We start from the raw sequence: 20,576 nt of genomic DNA on the forward strand, positions 1-20,576 counted from the left end.
GGATGTGAGGTCAGGCTTTCAACTTGCCGGCCAGTTCAATGGCGGCAATCAGGCTTGATGGATTGGCAATGCCTTTTTCAGCAATGTCGAGTGCGGTGCCATGATCCGGCGAGGTGCGGATGAAAGGCAAGCCGAGGGTGACGTTGGCTGTTTCATCAAAGGCGATCGTCTTGACGGGGATCAGTGCCTGATCGTGATACATGGCGATGGCGGCGTCATAGGTTTCGCGCGCGCGCTTGTGGAACAGGGTGTCGCCGGGATAGGGGCCGGAAATGCGAATCCCTTCGGCCTGCAGCTTCTTGACGACCGGAGCGATGATTGCATCGTCTTCGGATCCCATCTTGCCTTCTTCACCGGCATGCGGATTGAGGCCTGACACCACGATGCGTGGAGACACGATGCCGAAGCCCTTTTTGAGGTCATTGGCAACGATCCGGGCGACCAGTTCGATCCGCTCAGGCGTCAAAGCTTCGGGAACGTCCTTGAGCGCAATGTGGGCGGTCACAGGAATTGTACGCAACTCCGGTCCGGCAAACATCATCACTGGCGTGGCGCTTTCTCCGGTCTTCTGCTCAGCCAGCACACCAAGGAACTCTGTATGGCCGGGATGCTCGAATCCGGCTTTGTAGAGATTGCTTTTCTGGATTGGACAGGTGACAAGGGCTTTGGCCTTACCGTCGAGTACGGCGGCTGTCGCTCTTTCGATGGCCTCGATGACCGCTGGAGCATTGGAAACTTCAAGCTCGCCGGGATTGCAGTTCATCTTGTTTTCGAGCGGTATGACCGGCAGATGCATAGGGAAGGCGTCGAAAACGTCATCCAGACCGCATTTGAGAATGGGTACCGACAGGCCAAACATTCTTGCCCGGCTTTCGAGCAACTCCGGATCGCCAAAGACGACGAAAGGTGACAGGCCTTCCTTCTCACTGGCAAGCCATGCTTTGAGAACGATTTCCGGGCCAATGCCAGCGGGTTCGCCCATTGAGACGGCAAGAATATCGGGTTTTGTAGGCATAACTGTTTCCTGATCAATCTGGTTGGCACGAGCATGTAACGTTGCAAATAGCCACGATGCTCTATGACAGCACAAGCGTTCCGGCCACGAAACCTACAATTTGCGAGGCAAACGCGACCAAGCCGACTTGGATCAGAGAATATTCGTTCAGGCGATGGTCCCCGACATCTGTCTGATCTTGCGTGCTGTCATCAAAGTGATTGTTGTTTTGCGATGATACTAACGCTTTTCGATGACGGCACGTGCGCGCAATTCAGCGAGATACTTGCGAGACAAGGCTTTGCTTCTATCATCTTTAAGCTTTGTCTCGATCTCGTCGCGCAAGGTGGCCTCTTTGCCGAGGTCTTTCTTGCCACACACAGCCAGCATCTCGTATCCGGTATCCGTTTTCCGCGGCTGTGTCAAACGATTCACTGGCGTATCACGAAGGGTTTTGGAGATGGCAGGCGGCAAGGCGCCGGATTCGCGACGTCCCACTCGGGTCACTGCGACATCGGTCAGGCGTCTTGCTTTCTCAAGGTCCGTGTCGCAGGACTGAAAACTGTCCCTGAAACGCTTGGCTTCACGCAGGCGGAGATTCTGATTCTTGGCGCGTGCGACAAACAGCACTGATGTCAGATCGAACTGGATCGTGCTTTCCACGCTGTTCCTTGATTCACCCTTTTCATTGAGGGCTTGCATAATCTCTGCCTCATCCACGCGGATTTGAGCGTTGAAGCGGGCTCGGATCAGGCTGCGCCAGGCCAATTGGGCTCTCAGCCATTCCTTGAGGGTTTCCTTGTTGACGCCTGCCTGACGGAAAATGCCAGTCAGGCGTTTTGATGACATTTTGGCGTTGCGCGCCATGTTGCCAAGGGCGTTGTCAATATCGGAATCCGATGGGGTTCGGTTGCGGTCGCGGGCTTCAATGAGCTTCAACTTGTCATCAATCATCGCATTCAGTGCTGCTGATTTGCTCAGCCTGCGCTTTCCACCCGACAGCAGGCGTTCCAGCTTCTGGCGTTGAGTGATATCCAAATCAGTGATTGCGGCGCCATTGACGACAGCAACAATTCCGCTGGCCTTGGCGTTGGGTGCAAGGGTCGGCGCGAGCAGGATGGTCATCGCCAGAGCAAGCAACAGGGCAGAGGATTTCAATCGAATGTCAGTCATGGATCCGCTCGTTGTTTCAGTTTTGTTGCTGTCAGCTGTCGTCACCCGGTACAGTCCGAACAGATTTTATAAAATTGGGACCCGAACCAGCCATCGGCCCTGTCCTCGCCAGACAAAATCGCAAAATTGCGGCAATCTAAAGACGTTCTTACTAGAAGCCGTGGCTGAAGTTGCCACCACCAATGGATTTGATGTCCAACCGGAACTGAATTTTCTGTTCACTGGTTTCGTCTGTATAGATATCCCGCTCATGGGAATAGTTCAGGCTGATGGCAAAACACTCATCATCATATTTCAATCCGAGGGATCCCTCGACAAAGTCATTCTGCGCCATGTCAAACCGAGCCGCGCCTGCAGCTGTCCAATATTCGTTCAGCTTGTAAGCGGCACTGGTGGAAAGCTCCTGTCGTACCGTGGCGATACCGGCGGAGGGGCGCTTGTCGGTGTAACTGTAGCCAAGGGTCCCTGACAGTCGGCCGTGGGATCCTGAGGCCTCGATGGCCGCATATTTCAGATCTGCTGATTTGGCATCGAAGCGTCCACGGGCAATTGCCTGGAAGGCGCCATTGGAATTGATGCCGACCCGGGCAACATAGTCCGAGGCCTTCTTGTCAAGACCGCTATCCAGACCCGTGCTTGTCAGGTCCTGTTCCGAGAAGGAATTTGTCCCTGCCAAATGATAGGTCCGGCCTGCCAGTGCGTTAAAGGACCAGCCGGAGGCCAACTGCATGCGATACTGGAAGCCCACATTGGCACGGGTGCCGCCTTCAACCCGATCGTAACCGGAGAATTTGTTCGGGTCGAACAGGATGCTGTCGTCAAAAATCAGACTGTGGGCATCGTCGTTGGGCACCGCGCCCACATGGGCTTCATTCGGGCTGACAATGACCTGAGCGATCGGTTCGATGATATGCGACGTGGTGCCGTTGACGGCAAGGATTGGCAAACGGTAGTCGACACCGACGGTCGGCATGCCGCGGAAGGCGTAATCGTCATCGACCAGAGCTGCCGGTGCACCGGATTTGCTCGGCATCCAGTAGAAGTCGCCGCGCAGGGAGGTGAAGGGGGTGATGACCTGACCGCCCGGCGCAATGAATTTGCGCTTCCAGCTGGCTTCGACGCTGGTGCGGTTATAATTGCCATTCAGCCCGTAGGTACGGGTGATGCCACCAACGGTTTCGCTGTTGGTTTCGTTGCGGGTCAGGGTGGTCGAATTGACTTTGAGACGTGCTTCGCCCCCCAGCAGAGGCTGCTTGGCGTAGGCGCTGTAATCAATGGACGGATGAATGATGGCCTGCTGGCCCTGACTCAGATTGTCCGTCATGATGTTGTAATAGTTGGCGCGCGCGTCGAAATGGTTTCGTTCGCCTTGACCAACCAGAAACAATGTCGAGCGTTTGTCTTCGTCAGCGTCGGTCAGATTATAGTCACGCAGGAAGCGCTTGTCCGACAGAAGGGCAACGTCCCAGCCAAATTTCCATTGCTTGGTCAGATTGAATTCTGCTTTGGACTCAATCGCACCCCGGAAATCCTGATTGCCGCTGGTCCCGGAAAATTCCTTTGGATCCTGCTGCAGAATGCCATGCCCGATGACTTCATACTGACCCTTTGCCAGATGATGCCGCCATGTGGCCGAGGCCATAAGACCTTGCTTGGAGTAATAGGCTGGCGTGAAGGTCACGTCATAATTGTCGGTCAACGCCCAGTAATAGGGAACGCTGGCATGGACGCCCAGCTTGCTGTCATAGCCGACGGAAGGCAGCAGGAACCCTGTTGCGCGTTGTCGGGACGGGTCGGGATGGGCGAAATAAGGGGTATAGAGCAGCGGTACACCGAGGAACTCGAACTTGGCAGACCGGTAATAGACCATCTTATCCTTGGAATTGTAGATGATCCGGGAGGCCTTGATCTGCCAGAGAGGCGACTTTTTCGGATTGTCGCGGCAGGGCTCACAAGTGGTGTAAACGCCCTTGTCGAAAATCGTGATATCGTCATCGGGCCGTTCGGCGCTTTCAGCAGCAAACCGTGCCTTTTCAGGCGTCTGGACGCGCAGGGACCGAACAAAGCCGGTGCGGAAGTCGTCGGTGATGTCGATATAGTTGGCGGTGACAATGTTGCCATCCGGCTCGGTCAGGCGAACATTGCCCTCGGCAATCAGGCGCGCAGAACTCTGGTCATAGGTGACCTTGTCTGCCTCAAGCGCATAGACGCCGTAATAGATCTGGACATTGCCGACAGCGGACACGCGCTCGCGGTCATAGTCATAGACCATCTGGTCGGCTTCGACCAGCATGCGGGTCTTCTGATCCGGGCGCGTGATATTGAGGGAATTGGATAGACCTTGCGCGTCAGCAGGGACCAAACCGAAGGGGGTAATGAGCAAAACCGAGGCAAGCAAACAGGCGCGCAAACCTGATGGTTTTTCAGGGCGCGAAATCACTGTTTTGGGCCTGTTGGTATGGACGGTACTCATCATACTTATCCGTCCTCCTGATATAACAAAATCGAGAACCCTATCAAGGACGCAACAATCGCTGGAAGCCAAGCTGACAGAATTGGGTTAACCAGTCCTGTACTGCCGAAGTTTTTTGCCAGTTCGGTCACAACATAAAGCACGAACCCGGCCAGAACACCACCCAGAATCATCTTACCCACATTTCCAAAGCGAAAAACACCCAAGGAGACGGTTGCAGCGATCAGGACCATTGCAGCCATGAGCAGAGGGCGGGCTAGGAGTGTTTGATATTGCAAGCGATATCGGTGTGCAGGCAGGCCGGATCGGGCGGCCCGATCGATGACGGCGGCAAGTTCCCAGAAGGGCACTGAACTGGGCTTGGCCATGGTCTCGCTGGCTTCTTCGGCGGTCAGGTGGGTGCTGACCAGATATGTCTCATAATGGCGCGGTGCGGCAGAGGCTGACGTGACCAGAACGTCACTCATCCGCCAATAGCCCTCTTCGAGGCGACCTGTCTTGGCATCGACCCGTTCGAGGAAGTTGCCTTCCTTGTCATAGGAGAAGACCGTTATGCCTGCCAGTTGGCGGCCATTGTCATGGCTGGAAATGGCCTTGAGGATTGAATCTCCGTCTTCTCCCTGTTGTCGCACCCAGTCCCGACTTGACGCCTGATCGGCGGGACTGAAGCTTGCGCCGAAGATCCGCGCATCAATTTCAAGCGACTTGTCCATCAGATAGGCCGAAACGGGATTGTAGGCAGAGAAAGCCAGAACCCCCAAGGCAACCGCAACAAACAGGGCAGGGCTTAAGAAATGCCAGGCGGACATGCCGGACGCGCGCATGATGACCAGTTCAAGCTTGCGGGAGAGGTTGAGAAAAGCCGCAATCGAGCCGAACAGAACGGCAAAGGGCATGATCTGTTCGGTGAATACAGGCACCCGAAACAGGGACATCATGAAGAGGGACCAGAGGTCAGCATTCTCCTTGTCACCACCCCGGCGGATCAACTCGACAAAGTCGATCAGCAGGATCAGCAGAAAACAGCCGATGAAGCTGGCCAGAATCATGAAGAGAAATTGTCTGGCGATGTATCTCGAGATAATCTTTGGCAACGTGGTGACCTGACCTTACTGAGCGCCTTGAATGTCGGGCTTGCCGGTGAGTGCGCTCAGCCTATTCGAAATGCGTTCATTGAACAACTCGATGGAGCGGATCAAATTATCGAACAGGATGATCCGGCGGCCTGTGAGAATGACCCAAAGGCTGAGCAGAATTGAAACAACAGGCACCAGATACATGATGGGGACCGCCCAGGCGGACTGCACCGCCAAGCTCATGGAGGCAAAGCCCATCATGCGCAGGCTGGTGGCAATGATCACAGCAATGACAATGGCACTGCCACGTCGCTCTCGCGTAGTACGGACCTGTGCCAGAAAAGCGGTAATGACGGTGGCAAAGACGAGATTATAGAGCGGGTTGGCAAAGCGGTCATGCAGTTCGGCACGGGACCGGTCGGCAAATGCCTGATAGATGGGATCGTCGGTGTCAGGGTTGATCAGATATGCGGTCGAGCGTTCGCGCGGCTTGAAGTAGCGGCTGGCGGTTTCCCCGACGCCGGTGAATTTGGACAGATCGATAGCGTAGGAGTCAAATTCGATGATGTTGACCGAACCGAAGTCCTCCTGATTGTCGATGCGTTGACCATTGTCATCAACATTGTGATTCTGCTGCTGGATGGTGCCTCGATCCATTTTCAAGAAGGTGCCTTCGCCTGTTTCGACGATCTGGGCAAACTCCGATGAATAGACCACATGGCGGGCCGGGTCTCGTTCGTCGGACAGAAACAGCCCGCGCATGATGCCATTGGGCTCGCGCTTCTGGATATGGAAGGTCATGCCATCTTCAATTTCGGTGAAGATGCCTTCCTTGACGATGCGCGCAACCAGATCGGCACGTACCTGCGAGATATAACCACGCAGGGTGCCCAGAGCGTGAGGTGCCGCATACAGGCTGAGCCCGCCACCAATCAAAGTTGCGACGATGCCGAGCACCAGAATCGGTTTCAACACCACCCATGGCGAAGCGCCGGTGGCGTTGATCACAACCAATTCACTGTCGGCATTCAGGCCGTTGAGGGTGTAGGCCGCGGCAATCATCACCGCAAAGGGGGCAATCACCATCACCAGCGTTGGCAGAACCAGCGAGGTCATGGAAAAAAAGATTAGCAAAGTCTGCCCCTTGGCGGTGACAAGATCCATGTCACGCAGGGCTTGCGACAGCCAGATGATGGCGGTCAAAACGGCAGCGGACATTAGAAAAGCCGTGGCTGCACGGAAAAAGATATAGCGTTCAATCAGCTTCATGTGGCCGCGGTTCGTCTGCTGGTCTGGTTTTCTTGCATTGTTCGGCAGCGTTAGGGCCGAAGTGTGTTGGTTATATGGCTTTGAAGCCTCTTGAAAGGCAAGTCTTTTTGGTGGTTCTGACAGGAGTTTGATCCCTCGGGCGCTGTTCGGTGGACAGGAATGGTCCGGCAGTGGGGCTTTTTGCTGATCCGCAGCTTTGCGACTTGAACTTGCTGCGCGATGGTTCCAAGTTATAAGACAACATACTTCATTCTTTCGCATCCGGCGGATCCTTCTTTTCAGGGCGTGCCGGATTTTTCTTCAAGCTAGAAAGACAAGATCATTATGACAAAACTCCCGGACCTCAAATTTCATCCCGTCACTGCCCCCAAGTCTGGCGTCACCATTTTGTTGGTTGGCAAGTCTCTTGCGTTGGGACCCGTGGCCAAACAACTCGATGAGGCCAGTGCTGGCGCCATCAGTCGGGCAATAAAAGTGGCTGAATTCAAAGGGGAACTCGGATCGAAAGCCTCAATCCTTGCACCGTCTGGTGTTGAGCTGGATGGGATCACTCTTGTCGGGATCGGTGAGGAAGCGCTCAGTGAGAAGGACTTCCTGCGTCTTGGTGGCATCGCCATGGCAGAGCTGAAAGGCAAAGCCAAGGGGTCGGTCGTTCTGGAAGCCGAAGGGGTCGAGTTCGATGCTGCTTCTGCGTCGCTGATCGCCATGGGGCTGAAGCTGCGGGCCTATGAGTTTGACACCTACAAGACCGAAAAAGGCAAACCGAAGGAAGAAAAAGACGCGGTTAAGGTGTCCATTCTTTGCGCCGATGTCGAAGGTGCGATTGCTGCATGGGAAAAAGACGATGCGGTGTCTGACGGTACAATTCTGGCCCGCGATCTGGTCAATGAGCCAGCCAACGTGCTTGGTCCGAAAGAATTTGCGGCACGTGCCAAGGCGCTCGAATCGCTTGGTGCGGAGGTGGAAATCCTCAAACAGCCGGATCTGGAAAAGCTTGGTATGCGGGCGCTTCTGGGTGTGGCCCAGGGGTCTGAGCGCAAGCCACGGGTTGCCATCATGAAATGGAACGGTGGTGCTGAGGGCGAAGCACCCGTGGTGTTTGTCGGCAAGGGTGTGGTGTTTGACACTGGCGGCATTTCCATCAAGCCCGCTGGTGGCATGGAAGACATGAAGGGTGACATGGGCGGGGCTGCTGCTGTGACTGGCCTGATGTGCGCGCTTGCAGGCCGGAAGGCCAAGGTCAATGCCATCGGCATCATCGGTCTTGTCGAGAATATGCCAGATGGCAAGGCACAGCGCCCGGGCGACATTGTCACTTCCATGTCTGGCCAGACCATCGAGGTCATCAATACCGACGCAGAAGGCCGCCTCGTACTGGCTGATCTGTTGCATTATTCCAAGGAAGAGTTCAAGCCGCGCTTCATGATCGATCTGGCGACCCTGACCGGGGCCGTTCTGGTGGCGCTGGGGACGCAGAATGCGGGTATCTTTTCTGATAGCGACGCATTGTGCGCCCAATTGAGTCAGGCGGGCGAAGTGACCGGTGAAACGGTCTGGCGTCTTCCGCTGGCCAAAGAATATGACAAGATGATCGACAGCAAGTTTGCCGACATGAAAAATACCGGTGGTCGCTGGGCCGGTTCGATCACGGCGGCGCAGTTCCTCAAACGCTTTGCCGGGGACACCGACTGGGTACATATTGACGTTGCAGGTACCGCGATGGATTCGCCCAAAACCGATATCAGCCAGAGCTGGGCATCGGGCTTTGGCGTGCGTCTGCTCGACCGTCTGGTCAAAGACAATTATGAAGGCTGATTTCAGCCTTGTTTGTTGAAAGACAGAGGGGCGCTGAGAATGCGCCCCTTTTGTTTGGCTGCGGGGACATGCTACAAGTCAGTCTGTTGCGTCCAATCAGGGAATGACCATGCCCGCCGACATTTTTTTCTATCATCTGCAAATGCAGCCGCTCGAAGGGACCTTGCCCCTGTTGTTGGAGAAATGCGTCGAGAAGGGATGGTCTGCCTTCGTTCAAACCGGCTCGCACGAGCGGGCCACTGCGCTTGACAATCATCTCTGGACATGGCGGGAAGACAGTTTTCTTGCCCATGGCATGGCCAGCATGGCGCATGCCGGTCGACAGCCGGTGCTGATCGCTTCTGAGGGGATCAAGGCCGAAAATGGAGCGGCGGTGCGGTTTTTCGTTGATGGGGCAAAGCCGGAAAGCGATCTGACCCTGCTTGAGGGGTTGGAACGGGCAATTCTGATGTTTGACGGCAATGATCACGAGGCTCTGCAAGCCGCGCGGCAAAGCTGGCGAGCGCTCAAGGAGGCGGGCTTCCCGGTGACCTATTGGCAGCAGAGCGAACGCGGCGGCTGGCAAAAAAAGGCCTGACCACTCGGTTTGCCCACGCTGCTTTTCGGCGTGCGGACCTGCGACAATCTATCCTATCTCTTTGTTCAAACTGCTACATCTGGCCGAATTGTCCACCTGTGACGAATTGTGCAGACTTGCCCCGAATCCAAGATTTCCGGGGGACTTACTATGGCTGGATTGGTACGCGTTTCTGCGCTTGCATTGTCGGTTCTGGCTTTCACGACATTCGAAGCCACTGCCGTGACCATTCAATATAAGGATGGTGTCTATGAGGGGCAGTATATCAGAGGCAAAAACAACAAGAAGCTGCCGCACGGGCAGGGGATCTTCCGCTTCAGGTCAGGAGCCAGTTACAAGGGCACCTTCGCCCGTGGGCGTATGGCGGGGCATGGCGTCTATACCTATCAGTCTGGCACGCGCTGCCGCGGTGAGTTTTCCAAGGGCAAGATTTCCAGCTACGGCGTCTGCCAATATGCCAATGGCAATGTCTATGAAGGCAACATGGTGCGCAGTGTCAGGCAGGGACAAGGCACGATGACCTTCGCCAAAGGCGGGCGTTATCGCGGCCAGTGGCTCAAGGGCAAGGTGCATGGCGAAGGCAAGATGATTTATGCCAATGGCGCGTCCTATGTAGGGGATTGGCGCAATGGGAAGCGCAATGGGCAAGGCAGCTATCGCGACAGCAAGGGCAATCTGTTGCGCGGCTATTGGCGCAACAACATGAAGGATGGCCCTTTCTATATTCGCTATCAGAAAAACGGCAAGTTCAGCATCTTTTGCGGCAAATATAGCAACAACAACAAGGTTCGGATTGAACGCTACCAGGGGGGAACCGTCGCCAGCTGCTTTCAGTGGGCGCGCACCTTCTGACGGTGTTGCGTTCCGGGCTTGAAGGCTAAAGCTGTTTGAGTGGGGACTGGTCATACTGGACCAGATCCCACCGGTTGCCATAGAGATCTTCAAAGACCGCCACCGTGCCGTAATCGGCCTTTAGTGGCTCGCGGACAAAGGTGACACCGCGATCCTGATAGAGCTTGTAGTCGCGCCAGAAATCGTCTGTTTCAAGGAACAGAAACACCCGACCGCCGGCCTGATCGCCAATATACTGGCTTTGATGGTCATTCGAGGCGCGGGCCAGCAAAAGAGCAAAAGCCCCGCCGCCTTTGGGCCGGACGGTGACCCAGCGTTTGTCCTGCTCTGGCTGATAAGTGTCTTCGATCAGCTCAAAGCCCAGCGTGTTGACATAAAAGCCAATGGCTTCGTCATAATCGCGCACAACTATGGCGACCAGCGACATGGACTGGGGCATGGTCTAGTCCTCGATTTCTTCGCTCATTTCCAGCCATTTCTCCTCGATCTTTTCGAGCAGGTCTGACAGATCAGAGCGGTCTTTTGACAATTTCGCGCCTTTTTCGGGGAATTTGGCAAACAGGTCCGGGTCGGCGAGCATGTCGTCGATCTTGGCCATGCGGTCGCGGATCTTGTCCATGTCGCGCTCGGCCGCCTGTATTTTGCGGCGCAGAGGGGCTTGTTCCTTGCGCTTTTCTGCTGCAGAGCGGCGTTTTTCGATGGCCTGATTGCTCTCGCCACTGGCGCTTTTGGCTTTTTCCGTGCTGTCGGGATTGTTGCGGGTGGCAAGCAGCAGGCGGCGATAATCCTCCAGATCCCCATCATAGGGCTTGCAAGTGCCGTCATGGACCAGCCACAGACGGTCGACACAGGCCTCGATCAGATGGCGGTCATGGGAAATGAGCAACACTGCCCCTTCATAATCATTGATTGCATGGACCAGTGCTTCGCGGCTGTCGATGTCCAGATGGTTGGTCGGCTCATCGAGGATGAGCAGATGAGGGCCGTGGAAGGTGGCCAGACCCAGCAGCAGACGGGCTTTTTCTCCCCCTGACAGGCTTTTGGCGGGCAAATCCATTTTCTCGATGCCAAGACCCATATTGGCCACCCGCGCCCGAACCTTTGCTTCTGGTGCGTCGGGCATCAGAGGCTGGACGTGATCATAGGCGCTGTTATTGGGGCGCAATTCGTCCAGCTGGTGCTGGGCGAAGAAGGCAATGTCGAGCTTGTTGGCGCGGAAAATATCGCCAGCATCGATTTGTAGGCGGTCGGAAATCAGCTTTGCAAAGGTTGATTTGCCGTTGCCGTTGGCGCCCAGAAGCGCGAGACGGTCATCGGGGTCGATGCGCAGGCTGAGATTGCGCAGAACCGGCTTGCCCGGCTCATAACCCACTGAGGCCTTTTCCATCCGGATGATCGGCGGGGCCATGGTCTTTTGCGGGTTGGGGAAGGTGATGGGGTGGATGTGGTCTTCCATAACGGCGGCAATCGGAGCCATTTTCTCCAAGGCCTTCAGGCGACTCTGGGCCTGCTTGGCCTTGGTGGCCTTGTAGCGGAAGCGCTCGACAAACTTTTCCATATGCGCCCGTTGTTCCAGCTGCTTGGTGCGCATTTTCTGCTGCAATTCAAGCTTTTCGCGGCGGGTGCGTTCAAAGCGATCATAGCCGCCGCGATAGGCGGTGAGCTTGAGTTGATCAAGATGGGCGATGTGATCCACCGCCTTGTTGAGCAGGTCTCGGTCGTGGCTGATGATCATCACGGTATAGGGATAGCGTGCGATATAGGCCTCAAGCCACAGAGTGCCTTCCAGATCGAGATAGTTGGTCGGCTCATCGAGCAGCAACAGGTCTGGCTCGGAGAAGAGAATGGCGGCGAGCGCCACGCGCATCCGCCAGCCACCGGAAAAATCCTTGGTCGGGCGGGCCTGTGCCTCTGCATCAAAGCCCAGACCGTGGAGAATGGTGGCCGCACGCGCTTCGGCCGAATGGGCGTGGATGTCGGCAAGTCGCAACTGGATTTCCGCAATGCGGTCCGGGTCGGTGGCCGTTTCACTTTCCGCCAACAGCGCCGTGCGTTCCTTGTCTGCCTTAAGGACGAACGACAGCAGTGTCTCGTCGCTGGCAGGGGCTTCCTGTGCCACCTGTCCGACGCGGGCACCCCTGCGGATCGAGGCCGTGCCGCTTTCGGGGCTGAGTTCGCCAACGAGGATTTTGAACAGGGTTGTTTTGCCCGTGCCATTGCGCCCGACGAGGCCGACTTTTGCGCCTTCGGGGATGACGAGGGTGGCTTCCTCAAACAGAGTGCGGCCAGCGATGCGGAAAGTGAGATTATTGATATGAAGCATAATTCCTGCCTTGTGCCCCATTTCCCGCCCCTTGGCAATCGCACAACTGGGGTGGTGGCTTTTATCCCGGAACATTTGTGCGGGACGTGGTGAGGAAAACACACGGACGTGAGTGGGAAAATGTCCACTTACCGGAAAATTACTGGTCATCGGCCATGGCGCGTTGCAAACTCTGAGGCCAATAAGGCCCCGATGTTCGAACCAGCCATCGGGGTCAGACGTCTGGAGACAAGAGCATGACCATCAAACTTTATGACCTGTGCGGCGCGGACCGGGCGTTTCGGTTTTCGCCCGCTTGCTGGCGCACAAAGATGGCGCTGGCGCACAAGCAATTGGAATGTGAGACGGTGCCAACCCTCTTTACTGAAATCGGAACCATCGAAGGGGGCGGGCAAACAACCCTGCCGGTGTTGGTGGATGAAGACAGTGTGGTGCGGGAATCCTTCGAGATCGCCGTATATCTGGAAAAGGCCTATCCAGATGCTCCCAGTCTGTTTCGTGGTGAAGGCGGCATTCGAACAGCGCAGTTCATGCATTGGTGGACCAATGCGACAGTGGATGCCCAGATTGCCCGATTCACCTTGCTCGATATCTATGACGGGTTGAACGAAGCGGACAAAGCCTATTTCCGACAGAGCCGAGAAAAACGCTTTGGCAAGCAGTTGCATGAAGTGGTGGATCGCACGGAAGATGCCATCCAGCGTTTTCGCGACAGTCTGCTGCCTTTGCGGCTGACCATTCGCAAACAGGATTTCATCGGTGGCGACAGTCCGATCTATGCGGATTATTGTGTCTTTGGCTCGTTCCAGTGGGGGCGGATGGTCTCGGACTTTGCCTTCCTTGAAGCGGACGACCCGGTGGCTCAATGGTTCGAGCGTTGCTTGGATCTCTATGACGGTCTGGGTCGAAAGGCAAAATTCACGTGAGATGCGACGAAATGCTGCGAAAGGCGCGAAGGCCTCGACTATATGGCATAAATCCGTTGAGGAGTGGCGGGCGACCGGGCTGAAATGGGAAAGGGGCTTGCAGGCCGATGCTCAGGCGGCTATATAGCGGCCAAATTCGGCCCGCAAAATAGGCAGAAATCTCTATGGAATTCTGTTCTTGTGATGGGGCTTTTCGCATATCTGATATCTCACGAGGATTCTTTCGATGGCTATTGAACGCACTTTTTCCATCATCAAGCCGGATGCAACCAAGCGTAACCTGACCGGTAAAATCATCGCCAAGTTTGAAGAAGCTGGCCTGCGTATCGTTGCTTCCAAGCGCATCCGCATGTCTCAGGAACAGGCTGAAGGCTTCTACGCTGTTCACAAAGAGCGTCCTTTCTTTGGTGAGCTGGTTGAGTTCATGATGTCCGAGCCTGTTGTTGTTCAGGTTCTGGAAGGCGAAAATGCCATCGCGAAAAACCGCGAAGTCATGGGCGCCACCAACCCAGCAGAAGCTGCTGAAGGCACCATCCGCAAGGAATTTGCTCTGTCCATCGGCGAAAATTCCGTCCATGGTTCTGACGCTCCGGAAACCGCTGCAGAAGAAATCAAGTTCTTCTTCTCCGACGACGAACTCGTTGGCTAATCGGATTTCCGATTGATCTTGTTAAAGGCCGTCTGCGTGATGCAGGCGGCTTTTTTTTGTTGGTTGGTGCTTGGCTAATCGTGAGCAGCCAGTATGCTTTAAGGATTCATACTGAAAAGCCGAGACGGGGGGCAAAATGAATACAGGAAGATGCAATTGCGGCAAGGTGCGGTTTGAGGTCGAAACGGTGCGTAAAGAACTCAATGTGTGCCATTGCACGATGTGCAGACGGTCGAGCGGCCATATTTGGGCGGCGACCCATGCACCGTTTGATCAGGTCACGTTCATCGAAGAAGAAGGGCTGACCTGGTATGAGTCCTCTGATTTCGCCAAGCGTGGTTTTTGCCGGTTCTGCGGCTCAAGCCTGTTTTATCGGATGAATGATGAAGAGGGCATTGGAATCGCCGCTGGCTGCCTTGACGCGCCGACTGGCCTAGAGATTGGCAAGCATATCTTCGTCAAGGACAAGGGAGACTATTACACAATCGACGATGATGCGCCGCAAATCCAGAAATACTAGGTCGTCTTAGCGGCTGGCTGCGGCCAAAGCTGCACCAAAGCTCATGAAGGTGGCGCCGATGCCGCGGCGCAGATAGCGCATGCGCTTGGCATTGGAGAAGAAACCACGCAAGCGGCTGGAGAGCATGACGACGCTGAGATGGCTCATCAGGCACATTAGGGCATAGGTCACGGCCATGATTGCGCCATCGCGATGCAGGGTGGTGGGATCAGACAGGAAAGGCGGGATGATCGCCAATTGTACGGCAATGGCTTTTGGATTGGTCACCGCCACGCCAAGAGCGGTCAAAAAGATTCCGCGCCGGCTGGGAAGCTTGACCATTTCCGAGGTCATTTCGAAAGAGGACTTGTCGCGCCAGGTCTTGATGCCGAGCCAGACCAGATAGCATCCTCCGACAATCTTGAGCACCAGAAAAGCTGTACTGGAGGTGGCCATCAGGGCGCCAAGGCCGAAGGTCACGCCAAGACCGATGATGGCCATGCCGATTGTGTTGCCCGTAGCCGACCAGATTGGCAAAACTCCACCAAAACGCAAGGCGTTGGACAGGGTCAGCAGCAGGCTCGGACCGGGGCTGAAGGCAGGTAGGACAGACAGGGCGACAAACAGCAGCCAGGTTTCAATGCTCATGGACAATTCTCGAAAGATCGGTCGTGCGTTCGATGTGAAACGCGCGAAAATGGGATTGCATTTCACTGGTAGATCGGATTTTTGCCCATGGCAAGTGGCGAGCTTGGGAAAATACTCATATCTTGCTTTGCCTGTGAGAGTGGAATCTCTAAAGTGATCGTGGTTGACGTTGGGAAAGTATGAAACCCAACTGTTGCGGGTGTGATGCTCTGAGCAGCCAGAATTTGCTTTCTGGTGGTTTGAATGATTGGTGGAGAGGATGCCTCTCCCAAGTGATAATGTTGAGGCCGAGAGGCCAGGAGTTTGTGATGTCCAGAATGCTCAGCAATGTTTGTGTTGCTTTGTTTGCTGTTTCCACCCTGTCGATGTCTGTCGCAGGAGCCAGTGCTGACGATCGGGTTTTGTCGGTGGATGATTATCGCGCCCGTGTGGTCGACTATTGCCTCTATGACCAATGGAAGCGGGCCAAAAATGGCGAGACAAAGGGGATTTTGGGCGATTGCCGCTGTGCGGCCAAGGCCTATGTTAAAAGCCTGTCAAAGGAAGAACTGACAGAGGCGCGCAGTGATAGTGATCTTTCGCGCGCGCAGAAGAAGATCGTTCTGACCAATTATGCCAAATGCAGCAAGTGAATGTCGTCTGACGACTGCTGACAGACAATGAACAAACAAAACCCCGCCTGACAACGTGTCGCGCGGGGTTTTTGATCTGACAAATACCAATCAATTGATCAGCGCGATGGATCCGTCGAGTGCGTCGTCATTGATCTGCACGCGCATGCCTTCGACCGAGACTTTGCCAGCCGCGACCAGCGCGACTGCGCGGGGATAGATTTGATGTTCGACCTTGAGGATGCGGGCGGTGAGGCTGTCTTCGTCGTCGCCATCGAGCACTGGCACCACCCCTTGGGTGATGATGGGGCCGGAATCCATGTCGGCACGAACGAAATGCACGGTGCAACCAGCAACCCGGCAGCCGGTATCCAGCGCCCGCTGTTGGGTGTGCAGGCCCTTGAAGGCTGGCAGCAGGGACGGATGGATGTTGAGCATCCGGTCTTCCCACTTGGCAACAAAGCCTGCGGTCAGGATGCGCATGAAGCCAGCCAGCACCACCAGCTCGATATCATTGTCTTCCAGAATGCGATGGATCTCGGAATCAAAGGCTTCGCGGTCGCCCTTAAAGGGGCGATGATCGACGACAGCGGTTTTGATACCGGCAGTCTCAGCCGTTTCCAGCCCCTTGGCGTCGGGCTTGTTGGCCAGCACCAAGGCGATGTCGGCAGGATAGTCGGTCGCGCGGGCCGCTGCCAGAATGGCTTCCATATTGCTGCCACGGCCCGAAATCAGGATGGCTGTGCGTTTCTTCTGAGCGCTCATGATCAGTCTCCGAAGGAGATCATGCTGTCATAGATGACCGCATCGCCATCGCGCGGGGCCAGAGAGCCAAGGGCAATCGGGTTTTCACCGGCGGCCTTCAGGCTGGCCATCACGGCGTCTTCATTGGCTTCATCGGTGACGACAATCATGCCAACGCCGCAATTGAAGGTGCGCAGCATTTCCTTGTCGGCAACGCCACCGAGCTTTTGCAGATAACCAAAGACGGCAGGCGGGGTAACCGCAGCAAGGTCAAGGTGAGCGGCCAGATTGTCCGGCAGAACGCGTGGGATATTTTCAGGGAAGCCACCGCCGGTGATGTGCGCCAGCGCCTTGATGCCTTCGCTTTCCTTGAGAGCTTTGAGGATCGGCTTGACATAAATGCGGGTTGGCTCCAACAGAGCTTCGCCAATGCTCTTGCCTTCGGCGAAAGGAGCGGGATCAGCAAAAGTCAGGCCGTTGGTCTCCAGAATGCGGCGGACCAGCGAAAAGCCGTTGGAATGAACGCCGGAAGAAGCCAGACCGATCAGCTTGTCTCCAGCTTCGACCTTGCGCGGCAACAGGCTGCCACGCTCAGCAGCACCCACGGAAAAGCCAGCCAGATCATAATCCTGATCCGCATACATGCCCGGCATCTCAGCCGTCTCGCCACCGATGAGCGCACAGTCAGCCTGCTTGCAGCCCTCGGCAATGCCGCGGATCACATCGGTGGCGGCCTCGACATCCAGTTTGCCGGTGGCGAAATAGTCGAGAAAGAATAGCGGCTCAGCGCCCTGAACAATCAGGTCATTGACACACATAGCGACGAGATCGATGCCGACCGTGTCATGCTTGCCGGTTTCAATGGCGATTTTCAACTTGGTGCCGACACCATCATTGGCAGCCACCAGAATGGGGTCCTTGAAGCCCGCACCCTTCAGATCGAACAATCCACCAAATCCGCCGATATCGGTATCCGAGCCGGGGCGAGCGGTTGCCTTGACAATGGGCTTGATGGCCTGCACGAGGGCGTTGCCTGCGTCAATATCCACGCCAGCATCGGCATAGGTGAGATGATTGGACTGAGCCGGGGACTGGGTCGGCTTGTTCGTCTGGTCTGACATGGTAGCATCCTGAAAGAATGGGCAGAGGCAAATAGCATTTTCCCTGACACACACGAATTTGCAGTCAAAAGCAAGTCTTGTTCAAAAAAAGCACGATTTGCACCTTTGGAAGGTGGATTAACGCTTGGAAATCACTCAGCAAGTGCCCAAATAGGGAGAGGTGTTGCCGCCATTGTTCGCATATTCAGACCAGCCCTTGGGTTGGCTGGTCGCCTCGGTGCTGGCGCACTTCCTGCCCTCGCTCGTTCTCCGTGACAAAAAGAAATATGACAAGACAAAAAGAGTTCCAATTTTGACCCTACCCAATATCATTACGATTGCCCGGATGCTGATGGTGCCATTGCTCGTCTGGTTGCTGGTGGAAGGGCGCTATGATCTCGCCTTCTGGACCTTTCTTGTGGCTGGGGCGTCAGATGCGGTTGACGGAATATTGGCGCGCAAATTCAATATGCAGTCGGTGCTGGGGACCTATCTGGACCCGCTGGCCGACAAGGCGCTGATGGTTAGCATTTATGTGACGCTCGGATTCATGCTGGAAATTCCCACTCATGTGGTGATCGCGGTGGTCAGTCGCGATATACTGATTGTCGGCGCTGTGGTTCTGTCCTGGATGCTGGATCAGCCCGTGCCGATGAAGCCGCTGATGATCTCGAAGGCCAACACGACTGTGCAGATCCTGTTTGCGGGTCTGGTGTTGGCGGAGCTTGGGGCATTCCTGTCGCTGAATGGGGAACGTGATATTCTGGGCAATGTCGTGGTGATTTTCACGGTCACATCGGCGATTGCCTACATGGTGGACTGGGTTGGTCACATGGCGCGGGCCGAGTGATCGTTCATGAGGGTTGGCGGCGACTTTTTCGGAATAAGCCTGACAATGGGCTTGCTATGGCCATGGTGGATGGCTAGAGACGAAGCTACCGACTGTCCGAAAGCCCTTTGAGCACCTGTTTCGATTGGAGCGACATTCATGACTTTGCAAAAGCAGTTTACCGTCTGGCTCGTCGCGCTGGTGGTGATGATTGTCAGCCTCTATGTCTTTCGGGGCATCCTGCTGCCTTTCGTTGCGGGAATGGCTCTTGCCTATTTGCTGGATCCGGTTGCCGATGCCTTTGAGCGTCTGGGGATGAACCGGATGTGGGCGACGGTGTCGGTGTTGATGGTGTTCGTTCTGTTCTTCATCATGATGCTGGTGGTGCTGGTGCCGACACTGGCCAACCAGATGGCCGGATTTGCCGAGAAATTCCCCAGCTACATGGCTTCCTTGCAGAAACTGATCCTCACTTCGAGTTCCGACTTTCTGCCGCGTTTCCTGTCTGACTTCGATGCCGCCAGCGTGCAGAACAATATCAAGGACCTGATGGGGCAGGGGGCGAAATGGATCGGGACGTTGATTCAGTCCTTGTGGAATGGCGGTCAGGCGTTGATCGACATGCTGGCTCTGTTGGTGATCACACCGGTGGTTGCCTTCTATTTGCTGTATGATTGGGACCGGATGGTTGCCACCATTGACGGGTGGTTGCCACGGGATCACCAATATACGATCCGTCGTCTGGTCAATCAGATGGACGAGAGTGTTTCGGGCTTTGTGCGCGGGCAGATTACCGTTGGTCTTATTCTTGGGGTCTTCTATGCGGTCAGCTTGTCGCTGCTTGGTTTGAATTTTGGCCTGCTGATTGGCCTCGGGGCGGGCGTTATCAGCTTCATCCCCTATGTGGGGGCGACGTTGGGGCTGTTGGTGGCCGGTGGGGTGGCAATCGTGCAATTCTGGCCGGAACCGCTGCCGATTGGCTTGGCCCTTGGTATTTTTGCCATTGGCCAGTTTTTGGAAGGCAACATCCTGCAGCCTCGCCTCGTGGGGGAACGGGTCGGGTTGCATCCGGTCTGGCTGATGTTTGCCTTGCTGGCTTTTGGTTCGCTGTTTGGATTTGTCGGCATGTTGATTGCTGTGCCAGCAGCTGCTGCTGTCGGCGTCATCATTCGCTACATTCTTGAGCAATATCTTCAGTCACCGCTCTATCGAGGCACCAAGGGAAACCTTGTGTTGAAGCCACAAGACGAAACCGAAGACGAGGCTTGAGAAGCCTTCCACTCTTCTCGCACAGGAGCATGAAGCTGAATGCAGGGTGATCAAATGTCATTGCGGCTGCCGCATGAGACGGCAATGGGGCGGGAGGATTTCCTGCCCGGGCCATCGAATGCGGCTGCCTTCGACATGATCGACCTGTGGCCGGATTGGCCCTCGACCTGGTTGCTGCTGGCCGGGCCTGTTGGTGCGGGAAAATCGCATCTGGCACGCATCTGGCAAGAACGCTGCAATGCGCGGATTGTCAGCCTAGAAGAGCTCAATAGCAGTGATCCGACGGAGCTGGTCGCGGGTGGGGCAATCGTTGTGGAAGATGCTGATGGGCCGGAGCGCGATGATACAGCCTTGTTTCACCTGTTGAACTCTGCCCGCGAGGCTGGGGCCTATGTATTGATCACAGCACGGGAATGGCCCGATGCGTGGGGTGTGGCTCTGCCGGACCTGATGTCGCGTCTCAGGTTGACCACCCCGGTTGAAATTTTCGAGCCCGATGATGAGTTGCTGCGCTCGGTGCTGGTCAAGCTGTTTGCTGATCGGCAATTGGCACCGGACCCTGCGGTGATCGAGTTCATTGTCCTCAGGATGGAGCGATCGATTGCCGCGGCCTTGAAGGTGGTTGATGCCATTGACCGGGAGGCGCTTGCGCGGCGGCGTACCATCACGCGCCCCTTCGCCTCGACAATTCTCAAGGAACTGGATGACGGGGTGATCTAGGCTCCGGTCTGTCGTGTCTCTCTTTTCGA

General features: G+C 55.6%; 20 protein-coding genes. 10 read left to right on the forward strand and 10 right to left on the reverse strand.

The annotated features are described in order from the left end of the window. Window positions 1-10 precede the first annotated feature (10 nt). The 5 genes from pdxA to lptF all read right to left on the reverse strand — a co-directional run bounded on the left by pdxA (window position 11) and on the right by lptF (window position 6,985). On the reverse strand, window positions 11-1,015 hold the full coding sequence (gene pdxA / locus FDK21_RS04530) for a 4-hydroxythreonine-4-phosphate dehydrogenase PdxA (protein ID WP_114008984.1): 1,005 nt from the start codon (window positions 1,013-1,015) through the stop codon (window positions 11-13). Window positions 1,016-1,234: 219 nt separating this feature from the next. Then, window positions 1,235-2,167, reverse strand: a complete 933-nt coding sequence (locus FDK21_RS04535) for a SurA N-terminal domain-containing protein (RefSeq protein WP_138147628.1) — start codon at window positions 2,165-2,167, stop codon at window positions 1,235-1,237. Between the two features lie 151 nt (window positions 2,168-2,318). Next, entirely contained in the window at window positions 2,319-4,640 is a 2,322-nt protein-coding gene (locus tag FDK21_RS04540; RefSeq protein ID WP_210238667.1) for an LPS-assembly protein LptD, read from the reverse strand. 5 nt (window positions 4,641-4,645) lie between these two features. Then, window positions 4,646-5,734 (reverse strand): LPS export ABC transporter permease LptG, encoded by a 1,089-nt coding sequence (gene lptG / locus FDK21_RS04545; protein WP_281405403.1) that lies wholly within the window; start codon window positions 5,732-5,734, stop codon window positions 4,646-4,648. 15 nt (window positions 5,735-5,749) lie between these two features. Continuing rightward, a complete protein-coding gene (gene lptF / locus FDK21_RS04550; protein WP_171021941.1) occupies window positions 5,750-6,985 on the reverse strand; it encodes an LPS export ABC transporter permease LptF in 1,236 nt (411 codons plus the stop codon). Between the two features lie 324 nt (window positions 6,986-7,309). Between lptF and FDK21_RS04555 the strand changes: the two genes are divergently transcribed. The 3 genes from FDK21_RS04555 (at window position 7,310) to FDK21_RS04565 (ending at window position 10,229) form a co-directional block, all read left to right on the forward strand. Then, complete coding sequence (locus FDK21_RS04555; RefSeq protein WP_138147632.1) at window positions 7,310-8,800, forward strand: leucyl aminopeptidase; 1,491 nt, start codon at window positions 7,310-7,312, stop codon at window positions 8,798-8,800. 109 nt (window positions 8,801-8,909) lie between these two features. Next, window positions 8,910-9,377 (forward strand): DNA polymerase III subunit chi, encoded by a 468-nt coding sequence (locus FDK21_RS04560; RefSeq protein ID WP_210238668.1) that lies wholly within the window; start codon window positions 8,910-8,912, stop codon window positions 9,375-9,377. Between the two features lie 150 nt (window positions 9,378-9,527). Then, the gene (locus tag FDK21_RS04565; protein WP_138147634.1) at window positions 9,528-10,229 is read left to right on the forward strand and encodes a hypothetical protein; all 702 of its coding nucleotides are present in this window, start codon (window positions 9,528-9,530) and stop codon (window positions 10,227-10,229) included. Window positions 10,230-10,254: 25 nt separating this feature from the next. Here the strand turns inward: FDK21_RS04565 and FDK21_RS04570 are convergent, their stop codons facing one another. Both FDK21_RS04570 and FDK21_RS04575 read right to left on the reverse strand, forming a co-directional pair. Further along, entirely contained in the window at window positions 10,255-10,668 is a 414-nt protein-coding gene (locus FDK21_RS04570; RefSeq protein ID WP_138147635.1) for a VOC family protein, read from the reverse strand. A 3-nt stretch (window positions 10,669-10,671) separates the two neighbouring features. Then, window positions 10,672-12,552 (reverse strand): ATP-binding cassette domain-containing protein, encoded by a 1,881-nt coding sequence (locus FDK21_RS04575; protein ID WP_114008975.1) that lies wholly within the window; start codon window positions 12,550-12,552, stop codon window positions 10,672-10,674. Window positions 12,553-12,788: 236 nt separating this feature from the next. Here FDK21_RS04575 and FDK21_RS04580 point away from each other — a divergent pair, with 236 nt between their 5' ends. The 3 genes from FDK21_RS04580 (at window position 12,789) to FDK21_RS04590 (ending at window position 14,647) form a co-directional block, all read left to right on the forward strand. Then, window positions 12,789-13,478, forward strand: coding sequence for a glutathione S-transferase family protein (locus tag FDK21_RS04580; protein WP_138147636.1), 690 nt, complete (start codon window positions 12,789-12,791; stop codon window positions 13,476-13,478). A gap of 226 nt (window positions 13,479-13,704) precedes the next feature. Then, window positions 13,705-14,127 (forward strand): nucleoside-diphosphate kinase, encoded by a 423-nt coding sequence (gene ndk, locus FDK21_RS04585; RefSeq protein WP_114008973.1) that lies wholly within the window; start codon window positions 13,705-13,707, stop codon window positions 14,125-14,127. Window positions 14,128-14,263: 136 nt separating this feature from the next. Beyond that, a complete protein-coding gene (locus tag FDK21_RS04590) occupies window positions 14,264-14,647 on the forward strand; it encodes a GFA family protein (protein ID WP_114008972.1) in 384 nt (127 codons plus the stop codon). Between the two features lie 6 nt (window positions 14,648-14,653). Here FDK21_RS04590 and FDK21_RS04595 read toward each other — a convergent pair whose 3' ends face one another. Continuing rightward, on the reverse strand, window positions 14,654-15,274 hold the full coding sequence (locus FDK21_RS04595) for a LysE family translocator (RefSeq protein ID WP_138147637.1): 621 nt from the start codon (window positions 15,272-15,274) through the stop codon (window positions 14,654-14,656). A 308-nt stretch (window positions 15,275-15,582) separates the two neighbouring features. Between FDK21_RS04595 and FDK21_RS04600 the strand changes: the two genes are divergently transcribed. Next, window positions 15,583-15,906, forward strand: coding sequence for a hypothetical protein (locus FDK21_RS04600; protein ID WP_138147638.1), 324 nt, complete (start codon window positions 15,583-15,585; stop codon window positions 15,904-15,906). A gap of 90 nt (window positions 15,907-15,996) precedes the next feature. Here the strand turns inward: FDK21_RS04600 and purN are convergent, their stop codons facing one another. Both purN and purM read right to left on the reverse strand, forming a co-directional pair. Continuing rightward, complete coding sequence (purN, locus tag FDK21_RS04605; RefSeq protein ID WP_138147639.1) at window positions 15,997-16,650, reverse strand: phosphoribosylglycinamide formyltransferase; 654 nt, start codon at window positions 16,648-16,650, stop codon at window positions 15,997-15,999. A 2-nt stretch (window positions 16,651-16,652) separates the two neighbouring features. Next, the gene (gene purM / locus FDK21_RS04610; RefSeq protein ID WP_138147640.1) at window positions 16,653-17,750 is read right to left on the reverse strand and encodes a phosphoribosylformylglycinamidine cyclo-ligase; all 1,098 of its coding nucleotides are present in this window, start codon (window positions 17,748-17,750) and stop codon (window positions 16,653-16,655) included. Window positions 17,751-18,042: 292 nt separating this feature from the next. Between purM and FDK21_RS04615 the strand changes: the two genes are divergently transcribed. From FDK21_RS04615 to FDK21_RS04625, 3 genes are all read left to right on the forward strand, one after another. Then, on the forward strand, window positions 18,043-18,579 hold the full coding sequence (locus FDK21_RS04615) for a CDP-alcohol phosphatidyltransferase family protein (RefSeq protein ID WP_114009651.1): 537 nt from the start codon (window positions 18,043-18,045) through the stop codon (window positions 18,577-18,579). A gap of 138 nt (window positions 18,580-18,717) precedes the next feature. Beyond that, a complete protein-coding gene (locus FDK21_RS04620) occupies window positions 18,718-19,827 on the forward strand; it encodes an AI-2E family transporter (protein WP_138147641.1) in 1,110 nt (369 codons plus the stop codon). Between the two features lie 39 nt (window positions 19,828-19,866). Next, on the forward strand, window positions 19,867-20,547 hold the full coding sequence (locus FDK21_RS04625) for a hypothetical protein (protein ID WP_114008966.1): 681 nt from the start codon (window positions 19,867-19,869) through the stop codon (window positions 20,545-20,547). Window positions 20,548-20,576: the final 29 nt, after the last annotated feature.

It is taken from the genome of Cohaesibacter sp. CAU 1516 (assembly GCF_005771485.1).
Taxonomy (GTDB): Bacteria; Pseudomonadota; Alphaproteobacteria; order Rhizobiales; family Cohaesibacteraceae; genus Cohaesibacter; species Cohaesibacter intestini.

Coding starts and splice junctions, on each gene's coding strand:
- pdxA (WP_114008984.1), bottom strand. CDS start 1,015: ATGCCTACAAAACCCGATATTCTTGCCGTCTCAATGGGCGAACCCGCT.
- FDK21_RS04535 (WP_138147628.1), bottom strand. CDS start 2,167: ATGACTGACATTCGATTGAAATCCTCTGCCCTGTTGCTTGCTCTGGCG.
- FDK21_RS04540 (WP_210238667.1), bottom strand. CDS start 4,640: ATGAGTACCGTCCATACCAACAGGCCCAAAACAGTGATTTCGCGCCCT.
- lptF (WP_171021941.1), bottom strand. CDS start 6,985: ATGAAGCTGATTGAACGCTATATCTTTTTCCGTGCAGCCACGGCTTTT.
- FDK21_RS04555 (WP_138147632.1), top strand. CDS start 7,310: ATGACAAAACTCCCGGACCTCAAATTTCATCCCGTCACTGCCCCCAAG.
- FDK21_RS04560 (WP_210238668.1), top strand. CDS start 8,910: ATGCCCGCCGACATTTTTTTCTATCATCTGCAAATGCAGCCGCTCGAA.
- FDK21_RS04565 (WP_138147634.1), top strand. CDS start 9,528: ATGGCTGGATTGGTACGCGTTTCTGCGCTTGCATTGTCGGTTCTGGCT.
- FDK21_RS04570 (WP_138147635.1), bottom strand. CDS start 10,668: ATGCCCCAGTCCATGTCGCTGGTCGCCATAGTTGTGCGCGATTATGAC.
- FDK21_RS04575 (WP_114008975.1), bottom strand. CDS start 12,552: ATGCTTCATATCAATAATCTCACTTTCCGCATCGCTGGCCGCACTCTG.
- FDK21_RS04580 (WP_138147636.1), top strand. CDS start 12,789: ATGACCATCAAACTTTATGACCTGTGCGGCGCGGACCGGGCGTTTCGG.
- ndk (WP_114008973.1), top strand. CDS start 13,705: ATGGCTATTGAACGCACTTTTTCCATCATCAAGCCGGATGCAACCAAG.
- FDK21_RS04590 (WP_114008972.1), top strand. CDS start 14,264: ATGAATACAGGAAGATGCAATTGCGGCAAGGTGCGGTTTGAGGTCGAA.
- FDK21_RS04595 (WP_138147637.1), bottom strand. CDS start 15,274: ATGAGCATTGAAACCTGGCTGCTGTTTGTCGCCCTGTCTGTCCTACCT.
- FDK21_RS04600 (WP_138147638.1), top strand. CDS start 15,583: ATGTCCAGAATGCTCAGCAATGTTTGTGTTGCTTTGTTTGCTGTTTCC.
- purN (WP_138147639.1), bottom strand. CDS start 16,650: ATGAGCGCTCAGAAGAAACGCACAGCCATCCTGATTTCGGGCCGTGGC.
- purM (WP_138147640.1), bottom strand. CDS start 17,750: ATGTCAGACCAGACGAACAAGCCGACCCAGTCCCCGGCTCAGTCCAAT.
- FDK21_RS04620 (WP_138147641.1), top strand. CDS start 18,718: ATGACTTTGCAAAAGCAGTTTACCGTCTGGCTCGTCGCGCTGGTGGTG.
- FDK21_RS04625 (WP_114008966.1), top strand. CDS start 19,867: ATGCAGGGTGATCAAATGTCATTGCGGCTGCCGCATGAGACGGCAATG.